The sequence below is a fragment of the Streptomyces sp. NPDC058457 genome, assembly GCF_042720695.1.
Lineage (GTDB): Bacteria > Actinomycetota > Actinomycetes > Streptomycetales > Streptomycetaceae > Streptomyces.
Genome location: NZ_JBHXLU010000007.1, coordinates 209,899 through 223,732, shown reverse-complemented (window position 1 = coordinate 223,732; position 13,834 = coordinate 209,899). Strand labels below are relative to the sequence as shown.

General features: G+C 71.2%; 17 protein-coding genes. 5 read left to right on the top strand and 12 right to left on the bottom strand.

The window, feature by feature from the left end:
- The 4 genes from ACFWPS_RS09020 to ACFWPS_RS09005 all read right to left on the bottom strand — a co-directional run.
- On the bottom strand, positions 1-523 hold a 523-nt coding region (locus ACFWPS_RS09020; RefSeq protein WP_383702612.1), incomplete at its 3' end, for a DUF2182 domain-containing protein.
- A gap of 26 nt (positions 524-549) precedes the next feature.
- Positions 550-900, bottom strand: a complete 351-nt coding sequence (locus ACFWPS_RS09015) for an ArsR/SmtB family transcription factor (RefSeq protein ID WP_383702610.1) — start codon at positions 898-900, stop codon at positions 550-552.
- Complete coding sequence (locus ACFWPS_RS09010; RefSeq protein ID WP_266965933.1) at positions 887-1,321, bottom strand: SRPBCC domain-containing protein; 435 nt, start codon at positions 1,319-1,321, stop codon at positions 887-889. Before ACFWPS_RS09010 ends, ACFWPS_RS09015 begins: the two co-directional genes overlap by 14 nt.
- A 681-nt stretch (positions 1,322-2,002) precedes the next feature.
- On the bottom strand, positions 2,003-2,359 hold the full coding sequence (locus tag ACFWPS_RS09005) for a zinc ribbon domain-containing protein YjdM (protein WP_383702607.1): 357 nt from the start codon (positions 2,357-2,359) through the stop codon (positions 2,003-2,005).
- 453 nt (positions 2,360-2,812) lie between these two features.
- Between ACFWPS_RS09005 and ACFWPS_RS09000 the strand changes: the two genes are divergently transcribed.
- Positions 2,813-4,516 (top strand): SpoIIE family protein phosphatase, encoded by a 1,704-nt coding sequence (locus tag ACFWPS_RS09000; protein ID WP_383702605.1) that lies wholly within the window; start codon positions 2,813-2,815, stop codon positions 4,514-4,516.
- A 210-nt stretch (positions 4,517-4,726) separates the two neighbouring features.
- Here ACFWPS_RS09000 and ACFWPS_RS08995 read toward each other — a convergent pair whose 3' ends face one another.
- Positions 4,727-5,779: a tyrosine-type recombinase/integrase gene (locus tag ACFWPS_RS08995; protein ID WP_383702603.1), complete on the bottom strand. Its 1,053-nt coding sequence runs from the start codon at positions 5,777-5,779 to the stop codon at positions 4,727-4,729.
- A 220-nt stretch (positions 5,780-5,999) separates the two neighbouring features.
- Positions 6,000-6,767: a dienelactone hydrolase family protein gene (locus tag ACFWPS_RS08990; protein WP_383702601.1), complete on the bottom strand. Its 768-nt coding sequence runs from the start codon at positions 6,765-6,767 to the stop codon at positions 6,000-6,002.
- A gap of 280 nt (positions 6,768-7,047) precedes the next feature.
- On the opposite strand from ACFWPS_RS08990, the gene ACFWPS_RS08985 reads away from it, so the two are divergent.
- The 4 genes from ACFWPS_RS08985 to ACFWPS_RS08970 all read left to right on the top strand — a co-directional run bounded on the left by ACFWPS_RS08985 (position 7,048) and on the right by ACFWPS_RS08970 (position 9,793).
- Positions 7,048-7,581: a transposase gene (locus ACFWPS_RS08985; RefSeq protein ID WP_383702599.1), complete on the top strand. Its 534-nt coding sequence runs from the start codon at positions 7,048-7,050 to the stop codon at positions 7,579-7,581.
- Positions 7,582-7,673: 92 nt separating this feature from the next.
- A complete protein-coding gene (locus tag ACFWPS_RS08980) occupies positions 7,674-8,036 on the top strand; it encodes a MarR family winged helix-turn-helix transcriptional regulator (RefSeq protein ID WP_383702644.1) in 363 nt (120 codons plus the stop codon).
- The gene (locus tag ACFWPS_RS08975) at positions 8,033-9,466 is read left to right on the top strand and encodes an MFS transporter (RefSeq protein WP_383702597.1); all 1,434 of its coding nucleotides are present in this window, start codon (positions 8,033-8,035) and stop codon (positions 9,464-9,466) included. The genes ACFWPS_RS08980 and ACFWPS_RS08975 overlap by 4 nt, the downstream gene beginning before the upstream one ends.
- 33 nt (positions 9,467-9,499) lie before the next feature.
- Positions 9,500-9,793, top strand: a complete 294-nt coding sequence (locus tag ACFWPS_RS08970; protein ID WP_383702595.1) for a DUF1330 domain-containing protein — start codon at positions 9,500-9,502, stop codon at positions 9,791-9,793.
- Between the two features lie 440 nt (positions 9,794-10,233).
- Here the strand turns inward: ACFWPS_RS08970 and ACFWPS_RS08965 are convergent, their stop codons facing one another.
- From ACFWPS_RS08965 to ACFWPS_RS08940, 6 genes are all read right to left on the bottom strand, one after another.
- Positions 10,234-10,980 (bottom strand): cobalt-precorrin-6A reductase, encoded by a 747-nt coding sequence (locus ACFWPS_RS08965; protein ID WP_383702593.1) that lies wholly within the window; start codon positions 10,978-10,980, stop codon positions 10,234-10,236.
- A 256-nt stretch (positions 10,981-11,236) separates the two neighbouring features.
- Complete coding sequence (gene ykgO, locus ACFWPS_RS08960; RefSeq protein ID WP_046728129.1) at positions 11,237-11,359, bottom strand: type B 50S ribosomal protein L36; 123 nt, start codon at positions 11,357-11,359, stop codon at positions 11,237-11,239.
- A gap of 35 nt (positions 11,360-11,394) precedes the next feature.
- Complete coding sequence (locus ACFWPS_RS08955) at positions 11,395-11,655, bottom strand: type B 50S ribosomal protein L31 (RefSeq protein ID WP_383702591.1); 261 nt, start codon at positions 11,653-11,655, stop codon at positions 11,395-11,397.
- A gap of 35 nt (positions 11,656-11,690) precedes the next feature.
- Positions 11,691-11,855 carry a 50S ribosomal protein L33 gene (rpmG, locus tag ACFWPS_RS08950; protein WP_181808961.1) on the bottom strand — a complete coding sequence of 55 codons (165 nt, stop codon included), beginning with the start codon at positions 11,853-11,855 and terminating at the stop codon, positions 11,691-11,693.
- A gap of 131 nt (positions 11,856-11,986) precedes the next feature.
- Positions 11,987-12,760: a sulfite exporter TauE/SafE family protein gene (locus tag ACFWPS_RS08945; RefSeq protein WP_383702589.1), complete on the bottom strand. Its 774-nt coding sequence runs from the start codon at positions 12,758-12,760 to the stop codon at positions 11,987-11,989.
- A 138-nt stretch (positions 12,761-12,898) separates the two neighbouring features.
- On the bottom strand, positions 12,899-13,831 hold the full coding sequence (locus ACFWPS_RS08940) for a LysR family transcriptional regulator (protein ID WP_383702586.1): 933 nt from the start codon (positions 13,829-13,831) through the stop codon (positions 12,899-12,901).
- Positions 13,832-13,834: the final 3 nt, after the last annotated feature.

Genomic DNA, 13,834 nt, shown 5'->3' with positions numbered 1-13,834 from the left:
CCGACATCCACAGCGGGCTCATCACGTCCAGTGCCAGCAGCATCGCCATCAGTCCGAAGCTTGAGCCGACGCAGTACAACCCGAACCTGAGTCCGCAACCGGCGTCCTCGTGGCAGCGTTGGCGGAAGCGTCGCTTGACCGGCGTGAGTTCATAGGCGCCCGCCGCGATCACCACCACGCCGGCGACCGCCGACCCGTGCGGCCGGTCCAGCGCGTACGCCGCCACGCCTGCGAGTACCCAGACGGCCAGGTAGGACCCGGTGAACGGCAGCGCACCACGCAACCCGCCGTTCCGGCGGACATGCCTGGCGAGGGCCGGGGCCGCGCCCGGCAGCATCATCGCCGCCATCATCGTCGTCCACGTCGCGGCGAAGAGCCCCGACGCCCCGGGCCTGGTCGCGAGCCCCATGTCCATGCCGCGCATCAGCCAGAGCGAGACCGCCCAGCAGGCCGCGGCGAGCCCGAGTGCCACCCCCGCCGCGATCGCCGGCTCGGCCGGCCGCGGGGATTCGGCGTGCACCATCGGATCTCCTTCCGCGCCGGTCCCGGTCACGTGGATCCGCGCGCCTGGTCGTCGAGGTGGTCCTTCAGCGCGCCGAGCGGGCCGTCCCAGTCGCGCGCCAGCGCGGCCAGGAACTGTTGCGCCACCTGCATCGGCGCGGAGCACAGCCGGTACCGCACCCGGCGCCGCTCGCCCGGTTCGGCCGTCACCAGGCCGGCCTCGGCCAGCAGGGTCAGGTGTTTGGCGATCGCCTGCCGGGTGATCGGCAGCCGCGCGGCCAGGTCCGTGGCCGTGGCCGGCCCTCCCGAAGCCAGCGCGGCCAGGATGGCGCGCCGGCTCGGGTCGGCCAGGGCCGCGAAGACCTGTTCGGCGATCGCCTCGGTGTCAGGCCGCGGCATCGAGGTGGTCGACCAGTTCGCCCAGTTCGTGCGTCCAGCCCTTGGTGTGGTCGTCGTACTCCTTGCCGCGGACCTCGTCCGGGAGCTGGGCGAAGCCGGTCTCGACCACCGTCAGCCGGGTGCCGGAGGCGACCGGTTCGAGCGTGAACTCCACGTAGGTGCGGCGCGGATCGTCCTCGGGAAGCCCCGGGACCTTCCAGGTGTAGCCGAACACCGTCGGCTCCTCCACCCGTTCCACCCGCATGTCGGCGGTGTGGCCGCCGTCCCATTTCATCCAGGCCGAGCCGCCCGGGCGCAGATCGATCCCCGCCTGCTGGCCGAACCAGGCGCTCAGTCCCTCGGCCGTGGTGAGCGCCGCCCACACCTTGGCCGGCGTGTGCGCGATCTCGATGGTCCGCTCGATGCGATCAGGGAATGCCATGACTACCTCCATAGGTATAGCAACCACCTGGTTGCGATGTTATGGCAACCAGGTGGTTGCGTCAATCTGGACCGGCATGCGCGGGCGGAGCCCCGTCGCGGTTGCCGGGCGGCTGTCGAGGGTGCGCGCTGCGGGGAACCCGCGACATGATCGGCTGGACACCGCGGAGCCATACCCGCTGGTGACTGGCGCGCCGAGCCGCCTGGCCCGCCTCCCGACGGCACGGGGCGACGACGGCTGACCGGGCCCCAGGGACCCTGCCCGAGGATCTGTACCTGCTTTCCGATCCCGGAAGACCCGGCCACGGCGAGGAGATCAGGATCCTGGGCGTATTCCTCTCGGAGGAGAAGGCTCACACGGCGACCTCAAGCTGCCTGGAAGGTTGGCCGGAAGCAGAACGGGAGGTATCCCAGGTGGCTTGGACAAGAGAATGCGGGGTGCCTGTACGTCCTTCGTCAGGGCTGAGTGGTCATGTGGTGGCTGCTTCAGGGCTGCATGGTTCACAGGACACAACCCCTCGGCTTCCCCTTCAGACCCCACCTCGGGGCGGACGCGAAAGGCTGCGCCCGCGGCACCTGCGAGCACAGCCAACACAACATCTAACCAATTGCAAAATTATGCAATTCGGCATCCGGTTACGGCCCAGGTGGCCCCGCCAGGACGGGGGCGCCGGTCGCAGAGTCAGGCCTTCTTGACCACGCTCGACTTGAGCTGCATCGCTCCGAAACCCTCGACCCTGCAGTCGATGTCGTGCCCGTCGACGCCGTCGACCAGCCGGATGTTGCGCACCTTGGTGCCGGCCTTGATCCCCGAGGGGCTGCCCTTGACCTTCAGCGCTTTCACGACGACCACGCTGTCGCCGTCCTGCAGCACATTGCCGACGGCATCCTTGACGACGCGCTCCCTGGTGTCACCACCCTCGGCACCGGCCTCGGCCACAACCCATTCGTGGCCGCACTCAGGGCATACCGCCAGGGCGTTCATCTCGTAGGTGTACTCACACGAGCACTTCGGACAGGGAGGGAGGTTCTCGATCATGCCGTCAGCGTATCCAGCCCCGCGCCTCGGACGATCCGCGCAGCCGACACACCTCTGACGTCGGTTCGCATCGGAGGGCTGACGTCAGGGCCTTACTTACTGTCTGACTTACACATCTCTGAGCCAGACATGACATGACAGGGTGTCGGTGAGGCCGCCCCGGGGCGGTCATCGCAATCCGTGCGGCAGGGCGGCGAACCGGGGAAGGCCACCGGGCACCCGCTCGCTCCGTACCCAGATCGGGTGAGTCTCGTCCAGCCCGGAGGTGTTGCGACCACACACGCGCGATCATGCCTTGCAGTGTGTCGGCGTACCCGGCACGGGCCAGGCGCGGTCCGTACCGTGCCGGCTCACGAGGGGATGCGGCGGATTGACCGGGACCACGAACCGAGGAGACAGGTGCAGGCTCGACGTCCGCCACCGCAGTGGCCCTTGGGGCAGGATCACGCTCTGTTGACAGAACTGGGCAGCCTGGATCATCCGACGGGAGCCCCGTGCGAGTGCGGGCTGCTGCGCGGCATGGTCGAAGGCACCGAAGCCTCTGTCGTCGTTCTTGATCAAGAGCTGCGTTACCTGTACGTCAATCCCGCATGGGCCAGGGCCAGTGGCATGCCCGCTGCGGCCTTCCGTGGGCGGACGCTGAGCCAGGTCCTGCCAAGTGGGGAGGCCGCGGACGAAGTCGTGAGGCATGTCCTGGAAGATGGCCGGCCACGGGAGACCACCGTCGCGGGCCCTCCGGCAGACTCCTCCTCGCACCCGGGCCGTCGGCGGTGGCGCGGTACCTTCCACCGTCTGGAAGCCGATGGCCAGGTCCTGGGCGTGTGCGGAATCGGTGTGGAGGTCAGCAATCTGCGCTGGTACCTGTCCGACCTGGAACGCGTACATCAGCGGCTTGCTCTGCTGGACACCGCGGCCACACGGATCGGCACCACGCTCCACGCCCGGACCACGTGCACTGAGCTCGCGGACTTCTTGGTGCCGTCCCTGGCCGACGCGGTCGGAGTGGCAACCCTCGTCGAGGAGGAGCAGGGCAACGGACCCCTGTCGCTCGCCGGAATGCTGCGCCTGCGCATCATGGCCGTATCAGCGGCTCGGGAACTGAGGAGGTACCTGCTGTTGCTGGGGGTGCCGGGCGACCACCTGGACATCGCACGCGGCCACGTGGTGCGCAACTGCATGAACAGCGGCCGCCCGTGGCTCGCCAACCACGCCTCGGACGACCTCATGCGCAAGGTGACGCCCATCCCCGAGCGGGTGGGCGTCTGGCGCTCGGCCGGCATCCACTCGCTTCTCCTCGTCCCGCTCCCCACCACAGGCCGCTCGGTCGGCGCCGTTCTCCTGGGGCGGGCGGGTGCATCGGCACCTTTCAGCGACGAGGACATCCTGACAGCCCAGGGCCTGGCCGCCCGTGCCGCCGTCGCCATCGACAGTGCCCACCGGTACACCACCGAACACACCATGGCGCGCGAACTCCAGGCAGCCCTGCTGTCCGAACCGCACAGCCCTCACCCTGATGTGGAAGTCGCCACCCGCTATCTCCCGTCCGGCCGCAGTGCTCTGGTGGGGGGCGACTGGTATGACTCGATCCCCCTACCGGACGGCCGCACCCTGCTGGTCATGGGCGACGTGATGGGACACGGTTTCCACGCGGCTGTCGCCATGAGTCAGTACCGTGCTCTCCTGCGCACGGTGGCTGCCACCGGCGCAACGGTCGATGCCATTCTCAGCGAGGTCGACCGGCGCGTCGCACATATCGGACTCGACCGCGCTGCCACCTGCCTGCTCACGCTCATGGACCCCCGGACCGGCACCTGCACGCTGGCCAGCGCCGGGCACCTGCCTCCCGTCATGCTGCGTTCCGGGTGCCCGCCGGAAGTGCTCTGGGTAACGGCTGGTCCGCCCCTCGGCACCGAGCTCGGAGACTACGAGGCAAGAACCGTGCCCATCGCGCCCGGCACGGTGTTGCTGCTGTACACCGACGGCCTCGTTGAAGAACGAGGCACAGACATCGACGTCTCGCTGCAAGCCTTCACGCGTCTGCGCCTACCGGTGGACGGCCCGTTGGAGGATTTGCTCGACACGCTCCTGGCGCAGTTGGCGATCGGTGTCCGCGAGGACGATGTCGCCCTCCTCGCAGCCCGCCGACGGTCGGCCTGACACGTCCCGGCGCCCCGGTTGAGCCACAACTCGCCTTCACCTGCCAGGATGTCGCGTTGGCGGGCGTTGGCGGCACGCCAACGGAGGTAGGAGGGTGGAGCACGACAGGTTGCAGGTTTTCCCGGAGCGACACGGCCAGAGACCGCGGGTATTTCCGGACGGCGGCGCGTTCCGGTACGGGATGATCTTGAAGCACTGATGCGCTCGGATTTACCTGCGGCGACGTGCAGCGGGGTCGCGTTCGGCGACGTGCCGGGCGACCGAGTCGACGCCGGGGCGGGCGTAGCGCTCCAGGGAGCGGACGGAGGCGTGGCGGGAGCGGGCCGGCAGCATCGGGGTGGAGGTGCCGTCCTCCGCGTCGTGCGTCAGGGCACTGTGACGTAGCCGGTGAAGCGTCCAGCCGTCCAGGTCCTCGATGTCGTCGGGCGAGGCGAGGGGGTTTGCCAGCAGCCGGGTGTTCTCCTCGAAGATCTCCTCAGCGCGGCGGTAGGAGAGCCGGGCCCGGCCGGTCTCCGGGCACACGTCGAGCGTGGGTGTTCCGGCCGGGGCCTTGCGGTCGGTGAGGAACAGCGGGCCGCGGGTACGGCGGGCGATGAGACGGGGCAGGAGCTGGGCGGTGCCGGACTGCCAGTGGATCCACCCGGTCGCCCCGCCCTTGGCGGTGATCCCGCCGCGCTTGTCCTGCGGGTAGAGGTCTTCCACGTTGAGGCACAGCACCTCGTCGGCCCGTGCGGCGGACTCGTAGAGCATCTTCCACTGCGTCTTCTCCCGCAGCGCGACGTCGAGGCGCCACAGGGCGGCGATCTGGTTCTCCGCGAGAGCCTTGGTGCGGTCCGGCGGCGCCGGCCGCCGCTGGATGCCGATCGTCGGATCGCACTCGATCCAGCCTTGGCGCTGCCACCAGCCGATCGCCTTGCGCGCGATGGGCAGCTCCCGGTTGACGGTGTCGGCGTCCATCTCGTCCGCCCGCGCCGCCGCCAGTTCGGCCAGGACCTCCGGCAGCGCCGGGTCGTCGATCGCGGCGACGGGGAAGACGGGCGGTTTCGCGCCTCGGCGGGCGGGTCCGGTCGGCGGCGGTTCGCCGGCGAGCATCCATCCCCACGTCGTGAGGGAGATCCGGTAGATCCGCGCGGAGGACTTCGCGATGCCCGCGCCGGTGAGGTACCGCTCGATCGCCGCGGTGTACGACGACGGCGGGGCGGACAGAGGTACGACCCGAGCGCGCGGCAACCGCAGTGCGCCCCCGCTCCCGAGTTCGGTCACCGGTTCGATCGTCGCGCCGTCCCGCCCTTCCGGTACTGCCGCAGTAAATGCGTACACCTCGCCCCGGCGGCCGGATTGGTCCGCCGCAGGTCGCGGTGATCACGGCAGGGGCTCTGCCACAGTAAATCCGGTATTTACTGCGGTAGTTGTGAATACGTCTCCGCGATCGAGTAACCGCCCGAATGCGTTTCTGCTGTGCGGACCTGAGGGGAGTGGACTGTCAGTGCCCGGGGCCAGCATGCGTACCTGGGTCATGCCCCGGATCCTCCGTCACGGGCAGGCACTCGGCGAGCAGGTCGACGACGTCGCGCCAGGCTCGCTGCGCGTGCCGTGGGTGGTAGCCGACGCCGGGGACCACGGGGTGGTCGACCGGCGGGTGGTGAAAGGCGTGCAAGGCGCCGCCGTAGACCGCGAGGCGCCAGTCGACGCCCGCGGCCTGCATCTCAGCGGTGAACGCGTTCCGTTGCGCGGGCGGCATGATCGGGTCTTCCGACCCGACCCCGGCCCACACCGGGCAGCGAATGCGCGCCGCCTCGCCCGGTCGGCCCGTGGTCAGTGCGTTGACTGTCCCGATGGCCTGCAGGTTGACGCCGTCGCGTCCGAGTTCCAGCCCGATGGCGCCCCCGGTGCCGTAGCCGACGGCGGCGATCCGGTCGGGGTCGGTCCGTGGTTCGGCGCGCAGCACGTCGAGCGCCGCGTGGCCGATATCCCGCATCCGGTCGGGGTCGGCGAGCAGCGGCAGGCAACGGGCCAACATCTCCTCGGGGTCGCCCAAGTAGCGCCCGCCGTGGAGGTCGAAGGCCAGCGCTATATATCCCAGCTCGGCGAGAGCATCGGCCCGGCGGCGCTCGACGTCGCTGAGCCCCATGCCCTCTGGTCCGAGCAGCACCGCGGGCCGGCGGTCGACACCGGCCGGGAGCGCGAGGTGCCCGGTCATCGTCAAACCGTCGGCCGGATACTCGACCGTACGCGTCGTGATCGTCGTCATGAGACTGGACTGTAGTGATCGTCGAGCCCGGTCCGGCCGCTGTTCTGCCGCTGGCAGAACAGCGCGGGTATCCCTCTGAAATACGGCGAGGGCCCACAAGAACCCTCACAAACCCCGCCCCCACGGCAGCGCTGTCGGATCACCTGCCCGGGCCACGGTGTTGGAGGCTGACCCTCGCAGCAGGATTCCGGGGTATACGTCGTACGCCTCGGGCCGGATGCCGAGTTCGCGGGTGCTGTACTCGCCGAAACGGTTGATGTGTTCGGTCAGGTACGACGCGATGCGCGCCAGGTCTTCCGGGTCGGACTCTGTCGGGAATCTTGAGGACGGACAGTCCCTCCAGCCCCGTCCCGGAGCCGAGATCCCGGCGCCGACCGTGCGGGTCGCCCGGGCCGGCAACCCCCACGGGACCACCGCGATGTGGATCCGCGACCGCCTCGACGGCCTGCTCAGCGACGAGGACTTCACCGCCTGGTACCCGCGCGACGGCCGCCCCGGGCCACCCGCGCAGCTGGCCACCGTATGCGTGCTGCAGTACGCGCTGAACCTGTCGGACCGCCAGACCGCCGAGGCGGTGCGCTGCCGCATCGACCTCAAGTACGCCCTCGGCCTGGAGCTGGAAGACCCCGGCTTCCACCACAGCGTGCTGTCCGACTTCCGCGAGCGGCTCGCCGAGGGCGACCGCGCCGACCGGCTGCTGGGCCTGGCACTGACCCGGATCCGGCGGGCCGGCCTGCTCAAGGGGCGCGCCGCCCGCGCCAGTCGGACCATTTACATAAACTATGAATATAAAAATGCTATGTTTCGAGCATGAGTCGTCAAGACACCGCTCCTGACGCGTCCGCCGCCATCGGGGCAGCCCTCTACGGCCTGGCAACCAGGGCCGCGAGACGCCTGCCCCGGGACATGAGCCTGACGTCCGCCGCCACCCTGGCCACCCTGGACCGGACCGGCCCGCGGCGCATCACCGATCTGGCCGCGGTCGAGGGCGTCACCCAGCCCGCGATGACCGCCCTGGTCCGGGTGATGGAGGAGTCCGGCCTGGTCGAGCGGCGGGGCGACGCGTCCGACAAGCGGGTCACGCTGGTGTGCCTGACCGAGGCCGGCGCCTCCTATGTCCGGACGCGGCGCCAGGCGGGCGTCCACGCGTTCGAGCGGCTGATCGGCGAGCTCGCCGGCGACGAGGTCGAGGCGCTGGTGGCAGCCCTTCCGGCGCTGAAGCATCTGGCAGAGCTCGAAAGCCAGGACCGCGAAGGGCCGAAGCAGTGACCGGGCAGCCGGTCGGCGGGGCCGCGGTGAAGGCGTTCCCGGTGGCGCGTTCCGAGGCGCGGCTGCTGGTCCCCGCCCTGATGTTCATCGCTCTGGTCGTGGCGGCGGTCGCCAGCCTCGGGACACCGCTCATCACCAGCGTGGCGACCTCGTTCCACGTCTCGCTCGGCAGCGCGCAGTGGACGCTGACCGTCGCGCTGCTCAGCGGCGCCGTCGCCACTCCGGTCCTGGGCCGGCTCGGAGCCGGCCCGCACCGGCGGGCCACGATCCTCGCCACGCTGGCGGTCGTCGTCGCCGGCAGCGCGCTCACCGTGCTGCCGCTGCCGTTCGCGTGGCTGCTGGCCGGCAGGGCGGCCCAGGGCGTCGGGCTCGGGCTGACGGCGCTGATGATGGGCGTGGCCCGGGACCACCTCCCCGAGGAGCGCAGCGCGGCCGTGATCGCCCTGATCTCGGTGGTCTCGATCATCGGGTCCGGCGTCGGATACCCGCTGGCCGCACTGCTCGCCGAGCTCGGCGGGGTACGGGCCGCCTACGGCCTCGGCCTGGTCGTCACCGCCGCCGCCCTCCTGACCGCGTGGCGCTCCATGCCCGAAGCCCCCGAAGGCCGCTCCGCCCACGTGGACGTGGCAGGCGCGGTCGTCCTGGCCGCTGCGCTGCTCCTGGTGCTGTTCCTCGCCGGCGAACGGATTCTGTGGAGCCGGCACCTCGCCGTGGCGGCGGGCCTCGCCGTCGTCGCGGTGGTGCTGCTCTGCGTCTGGGCCGTCATCGAGCTGCGCAGCACGACACCCCTGGTCGATGTGCGGGCGGTGCGGCACCCGGCGGTCGCCGGGGCGAACCTCGCCATGTTCGTCGGCGGGATCGGCATGTACCTCCTGCTCACGCTCATCACCCGGTACGCGCAGACGCCGCACGGCGCCGGCTACGGCTTCGGGCTGACGACCTTCGTCGCCGGGCTGGTCCTCATCCCGTTCTCGGTGCTGGGGTTCGTCGCCGGCAAACTCACGCCGCGGGTCCGGACGCGGATCGCCGACCCCCTGCTCCTGGCCGGCAGCGCCGTCGTGGTCGGCGGCGGGTTCGCCCTGTTCGCGGCGGACCGGTCGGACCTGGCCGAACTGTTCGCGACGATGGGCGTGCTCGGCTTCGGCGTCGGCGGCTTCTCGGCCGCGATGCCCGGCGTCATCCTGGCCGTCACCCCCAAGAGCGAGACGTCGAGCGCCATGAGCTTCAACTACGTCGTCCGCAGCGTCGGGTACTCCCTGGGCAGCGCCATCGGCGGCCTGATCCTCGCCGCGGGCACCGGCCCCGGCCACCTCTTCCCCGACGACAGCGCCTACACCACCGCGGCGCTGGTCGGCATCGGCGCCATGGCGATCACGACGCTGACAAGCCTCGCTCTCGCCCGCCGGCGCTCGTCCGAGACCAACCCGTAAGTCAGATGCACTCATCCCAACACTGGAGGTTCCATGCCCAAGGGCTACTGGGTCAGCGTCTACCGCACCATTTCAGACCCTGAGAAGCTGGCTGCTTACAACAAGCTGGCCCCAACGGCCGTCAAGGCCGGGGGCGGCCGGGTCCTCTCCCGTGGCGGTCGGGTCGTGGCGCATGACGCCGGAATCGCCGAGCGCACCGTCCTGATCGAGTTCGACAGCTTCGAGCAGGCCGTCGCGGCGCGCGAGAGTGCGGCCTACCAGGAGGCGCTGGTCGCCCTCTCCGACGGCGTCGAGCGCGACTTCCGCATCGTCGAAGGCATCGACTGACCGAGGTCCAGTCGGATCTCCACTGAAGAGCAGCAGGATTCCGGGGTATGCCGGCCCGCTCCTGTGAAGGGCGTCACCAGCTGGTTCCCTCACGGCTCAGGCGGCCTGGCCGCGACCGGCGGCGGTCAGGTCCTGCTCGCGCAGCGGGGTGAAGTCGACGTCGAGTTCCGGGTCGTACGCCTCGGGCTGGATGCCGAGTTCGGCTGGTCACAGCCGTACTCACTCAGCTCACCGAGCAGGACGTCGTCCCGGAAAGCACCAGCTCACGGCCTGTCCGAGGCCGTACGGATGCTGTCGGTGCCATCCCTCGGGCGCCGAGCTGCGGGCCGCCGTCGACACCATCGGCAAACGTCTGCTGGTCGAGGACCTGACCGACGGGCTGTCCGAACAGCCGGCGGACCTGACGCCTGACGCCAGGACGGCCTGACGCCCGAGACGGTTCACACGGGATCGAGCCCCAGCCGTTCCAGTACGCCGGCGACATCCGGCACCGCCGTCACGCCGTCCGGCAGCGGGGGCCGCCGTACGACGACCACGGGCAGCCCCAGTTCCCGTGCGGCCGTGAGTTTGGCGGCCGTGGCCGCTCCCCCGCTGTCCTTCGTGACCAGGACGTCGATCAGGTTCCCGTGCAGCAGCGCGGTCTCGTCGGCGACGGTGAACGGCCCGCGCGCCAGCAGCACTTCGGTGTGCCGGGGCATGGGGGGCTCGGGGGGCTCCACGGACCGTACGACGAAGTGCCGGTCGGTCAGGTGGGCGAAGGCGGACAGGCCCAGACGGCCGGTGGCGAGGAAGACACGGGGGCCGAAGCGGGGCAGGGCGGCGGCCGCCGCGGGCAGGGACGGGACCGGGTGCCAGTCGTCGCCGGGGCGCGGCTGCCAGCCGGGGCGGCGCAGGACGACGGAGGGGGTTCCGGTGGCCCGGGCGGCGCCCACCCCGTTGGCGGTGATCATCTCGGCGAAGGGGTGGGTGGCGTCCACCAGCGCGTCCACGCGGTGTTCGCGGAGCCAGTCGGCGAGGCCGGCCGCCCCGCCGAACCCGCCGATGCGCACCTCTCCGGCCAACGAGCCCGGCCGTGCGACCCGGCCCGCGAGCGAGGTCGTGACACGGACTCCGGGGCGCCCCGCCAACTCGGTGGCGAGACGGCGGGCCTCGGCGGTACCACCGAGGATCAGGATGTGCGGGGACATGGGGCGAGCGTACGGGGTCCGCGGCAGGGGGCAGCCCTGGGGCGAAGCGGCACCGGCGACCGGCCGGCACGGGCGGCACCGGCGGCACCGGCAGGGCGGGTTTCGTCATGGGCGCCGGCTCGTCGGATCGGAGTCGTCAAGCCCGTCGGACCTGCCGGGACCGACCGGAAGGCCGGGACCGACCGGAAGGAACTCCGTGACGCGCGACGGCCGCCCGGCGGGATCGCGGGGCGGCCGTCGTGGGACGCGACCTCCGTCAGCCCTGGCGGGCCTTGAAGCGGGGGTCCTTCTTGTTGATCACGTAGACCACGCCACGTCGGCGGACCACCTGGGCGCCGGGCTTGGCCTTCAGTGAGCGCAGGGACTTGCGCACCTTCATGGTTCTGTTCTCCTCGGGTCGGTCACCGGGCCGGGTCAGCCGCGGGCGGCGGCGGTGCGGCCGTAACGGCGCTCGAAACGCTCCACTCGGCCGGCGCTGTCCAGGACCCGCGCCTTGCCGGTGTAGAAGGGGTGCGACGCGGACGAGATCTCCACGTCGATCAGCGGGTAGGTGTTGCCGTCCGCCCACTCGATCGTCCGGGACGAGTCGGCGGTCGAGCGGGTCAGGAACGCCGTGTCCGCGGCGCGGTCCCGGAAGACCACGAGCCGGGACGCGGGATGAATGCGGGCCTTCATGGGGTTTCCTCTCTGGGCTGGCGGTGTGTTCGGCTTCAGCGCTCTTCGCGGAAGTCGACGTGCGCGCCGGCCACCGGGTCGTACTTGCGCAGGACCAGCCGGTCGGGGTTGTTCCGGCGGTTCTTGCGGGTCACGTAGGTGACGCCGGTCCCAGCCGTCGACTTCAGCTTGACGACGGGACGCGCGGTGCTGCGTGCCATGAGGTCCTCCTTTCGCCCACACCCGGGATCTTTGATCCGAGCATGTCATTCACGACCTGTCCAACAACGCCCCCCGCCGTCGCATTCCCGGGTTGCCGGACCGGTCGGAACGGTCGGAGCGGTCGGACCGGTCAGCGCAGGAGGAGCTGGAGGCCGCCGACGATCGTCGCCGCGATGACCAGCTGCTCGAACAGCCGCTGGTTGATCCGGTGCACGGCCCACTTGCCGATGAACGCGCCGGGGACGACGAACGCGACGAGCGCGGCGTCGAGGAGCAGCGAGTGGCCGTCGATCAGGCCGAGGCCGGCGCTGAAGGGGACCTTGGAGAGGTTCACGATCAGGAAGAAGAACGCCGAGGTGCCCAGGAAGCCGAGTTTCCGGAAGCCGGCCGACAGCAGGTACAGCGACATCACCGGGCCGCCCGCGTTGGCGACCATGGTGGTGAAGCCGCCGAGCACGCCGTAGGAACCGGCCTTCGCCCGGCCCGCCCGGGTGGTGACCGCGTCCGGGTCGTCGGGTTGGTCGGCGGTACGGCGCCGCCACAGCGTGACCCCGGCCATCAGCAGCAGGATCGCGCCGATCGAGGTCCGTACGACGCCGTCGTCGGCCCAGACCAGGAACAGCGTGCCGATCACCACGCCGGCCGCGACCGCCGGGAACAGCCGCCACAGCGTGGGCCAGTGGGCGTGCCTGCGATAGGTCGCCACGGCCAGCACGTCGCCCGCGATGAGCAGCGGGAGCAGGACACCGGTGGAGGCGCGGGCCGGGAGGACCGCGGCGAAGATGGCGAGGCTGACGGTGTTGGCCCCGCTGACGGCGGTCTTGGAGAAGCCGACGAGCAGGGCGGCGAGTGCCAGGGCGGCGAACTCCCAGCCGGATATGTGCCAGAGCGTCATCGTGTTCATGCGGGGACCGATGTTATGTCCGGACAACCCGGCGGTGTAAGTACCGTCTCGCTGGTCGGTCCCGGCACCGGGCGCCGTCCCGGCCGTGCCGCCGGACGGCGACCTGTGCGGCCGGGAGCAACCACGCCCTCGGAGGACTCACTTGGGCCCGTCCGGTACGTCCGTGTCGAGCGCCGCCGCCCGCAGGGCGGCCGCCACCCGGGTGACCGCCTCGGTCGGCGGGTGCGGCAGCCGGGCCAGGAGCTGGCGGCGCTGCTCCTGGGGTCCGCCGCGCACGGGCAGGATCCGGACGCCCGGCGGCACGGCGGAGGCGAGGGCGGCCGGAACGGTGGTCAGCCCGCAGCCGGCGGCGACGAGATGGAGCTTGGCCAGCCAGTCCCGCGCGACGTGGGCGATCTCCGGCCGCTCGTCCAGGCCGGGCCACACCCCCATCAGCCGGTCCTCCCCGGAGGCGGAGCCGGCGATCCAGCGCTGCCCGCGCAGGTCGGCCACGTCGACGTAGTCGCCGCGGGCCAGGGGGTGGCCGGCCGGCAGTGCGAGACACAGGGCGCGTTCGGTGAGGGTCTGGAGCACCAGCGGGGGCGACTCGGCGTCCGGTGCCCGGAACGGGGGCGCCGAGGCGAGCAGGGCCAGGTCGATGCTGCCCGCGCGCAGGGCACGCAGCAGTGCGGGGGTGGTGCCCTCGCGGCCGACGACCCGGAGTCCGGGATCCGTCCGGCGGAGCGCGGTCAGGGCGTGGGGGACCAGTGCCGCGCCCGCGGTGGGGAACCAGCCGAGGCGGACCGTCCCGGCCTCTCCGGGCAGCCCGGACAGTTCCCTCGCGGTCGCCTCGATCTCGTCGAGCACGGTCGTCGCACGCCGCATGACGACACGGCCGGCCGCGGTGAGCCGTACTCCGTCGCGGCGCCGCTCCAGCAGCTCCGCACCCGCCGCCCGCTCGATCGCGGCGATCTGCCGGGACACCGCCGACTGGGTGTAGCCCAGCGAGGCCGCGGCCGCGGTGAAGGTTCCCTGTTCGGCGACCGCGCGGAAGACCCGCAGCGCGGTCAGTGACACATCATTGAAGTCCATGAT

What these genes read in the sequence shown, in the direction of transcription:
- ACFWPS_RS09015 (WP_383702610.1), bottom strand. Translation starts at nt 900, where the DNA reads ATGCCGCGGCCTGACACCGAGGCGATCGCCGAACAGGTCTTCGCGGCC.
- ykgO (WP_046728129.1), bottom strand. Translation starts at nt 11,359, where the DNA reads ATGAAGGTGCGCAAGTCCCTGCGCTCACTGAAGGCCAAGCCCGGCGCC.
- ACFWPS_RS08970 (WP_383702595.1), top strand. Translation starts at nt 9,500, where the DNA reads ATGCCCAAGGGCTACTGGGTCAGCGTCTACCGCACCATTTCAGACCCT.
- ACFWPS_RS08965 (WP_383702593.1), bottom strand. Translation starts at nt 10,980, where the DNA reads ATGTCCCCGCACATCCTGATCCTCGGTGGTACCGCCGAGGCCCGCCGT.
- ACFWPS_RS08945 (WP_383702589.1), bottom strand. Translation starts at nt 12,760, where the DNA reads ATGAACACGATGACGCTCTGGCACATATCCGGCTGGGAGTTCGCCGCC.
- ACFWPS_RS08985 (WP_383702599.1), top strand. Translation starts at nt 7,048, where the DNA reads ATGCGCGCCAGGTCTTCCGGGTCGGACTCTGTCGGGAATCTTGAGGAC.
- ACFWPS_RS09005 (WP_383702607.1), bottom strand. Translation starts at nt 2,359, where the DNA reads ATGATCGAGAACCTCCCTCCCTGTCCGAAGTGCTCGTGTGAGTACACC.
- ACFWPS_RS08990 (WP_383702601.1), bottom strand. Translation starts at nt 6,767, where the DNA reads ATGACGACGATCACGACGCGTACGGTCGAGTATCCGGCCGACGGTTTG.
- ACFWPS_RS09010 (WP_266965933.1), bottom strand. Translation starts at nt 1,321, where the DNA reads ATGGCATTCCCTGATCGCATCGAGCGGACCATCGAGATCGCGCACACG.
- ACFWPS_RS08940 (WP_383702586.1), bottom strand. Translation starts at nt 13,831, where the DNA reads ATGGACTTCAATGATGTGTCACTGACCGCGCTGCGGGTCTTCCGCGCG.
- ACFWPS_RS08955 (WP_383702591.1), bottom strand. Translation starts at nt 11,655, where the DNA reads ATGAAGGCCCGCATTCATCCCGCGTCCCGGCTCGTGGTCTTCCGGGAC.
- ACFWPS_RS08980 (WP_383702644.1), top strand. Translation starts at nt 7,674, where the DNA reads ATGAGCCTGACGTCCGCCGCCACCCTGGCCACCCTGGACCGGACCGGC.
- rpmG (WP_181808961.1), bottom strand. Translation starts at nt 11,855, where the DNA reads ATGGCACGCAGCACCGCGCGTCCCGTCGTCAAGCTGAAGTCGACGGCT.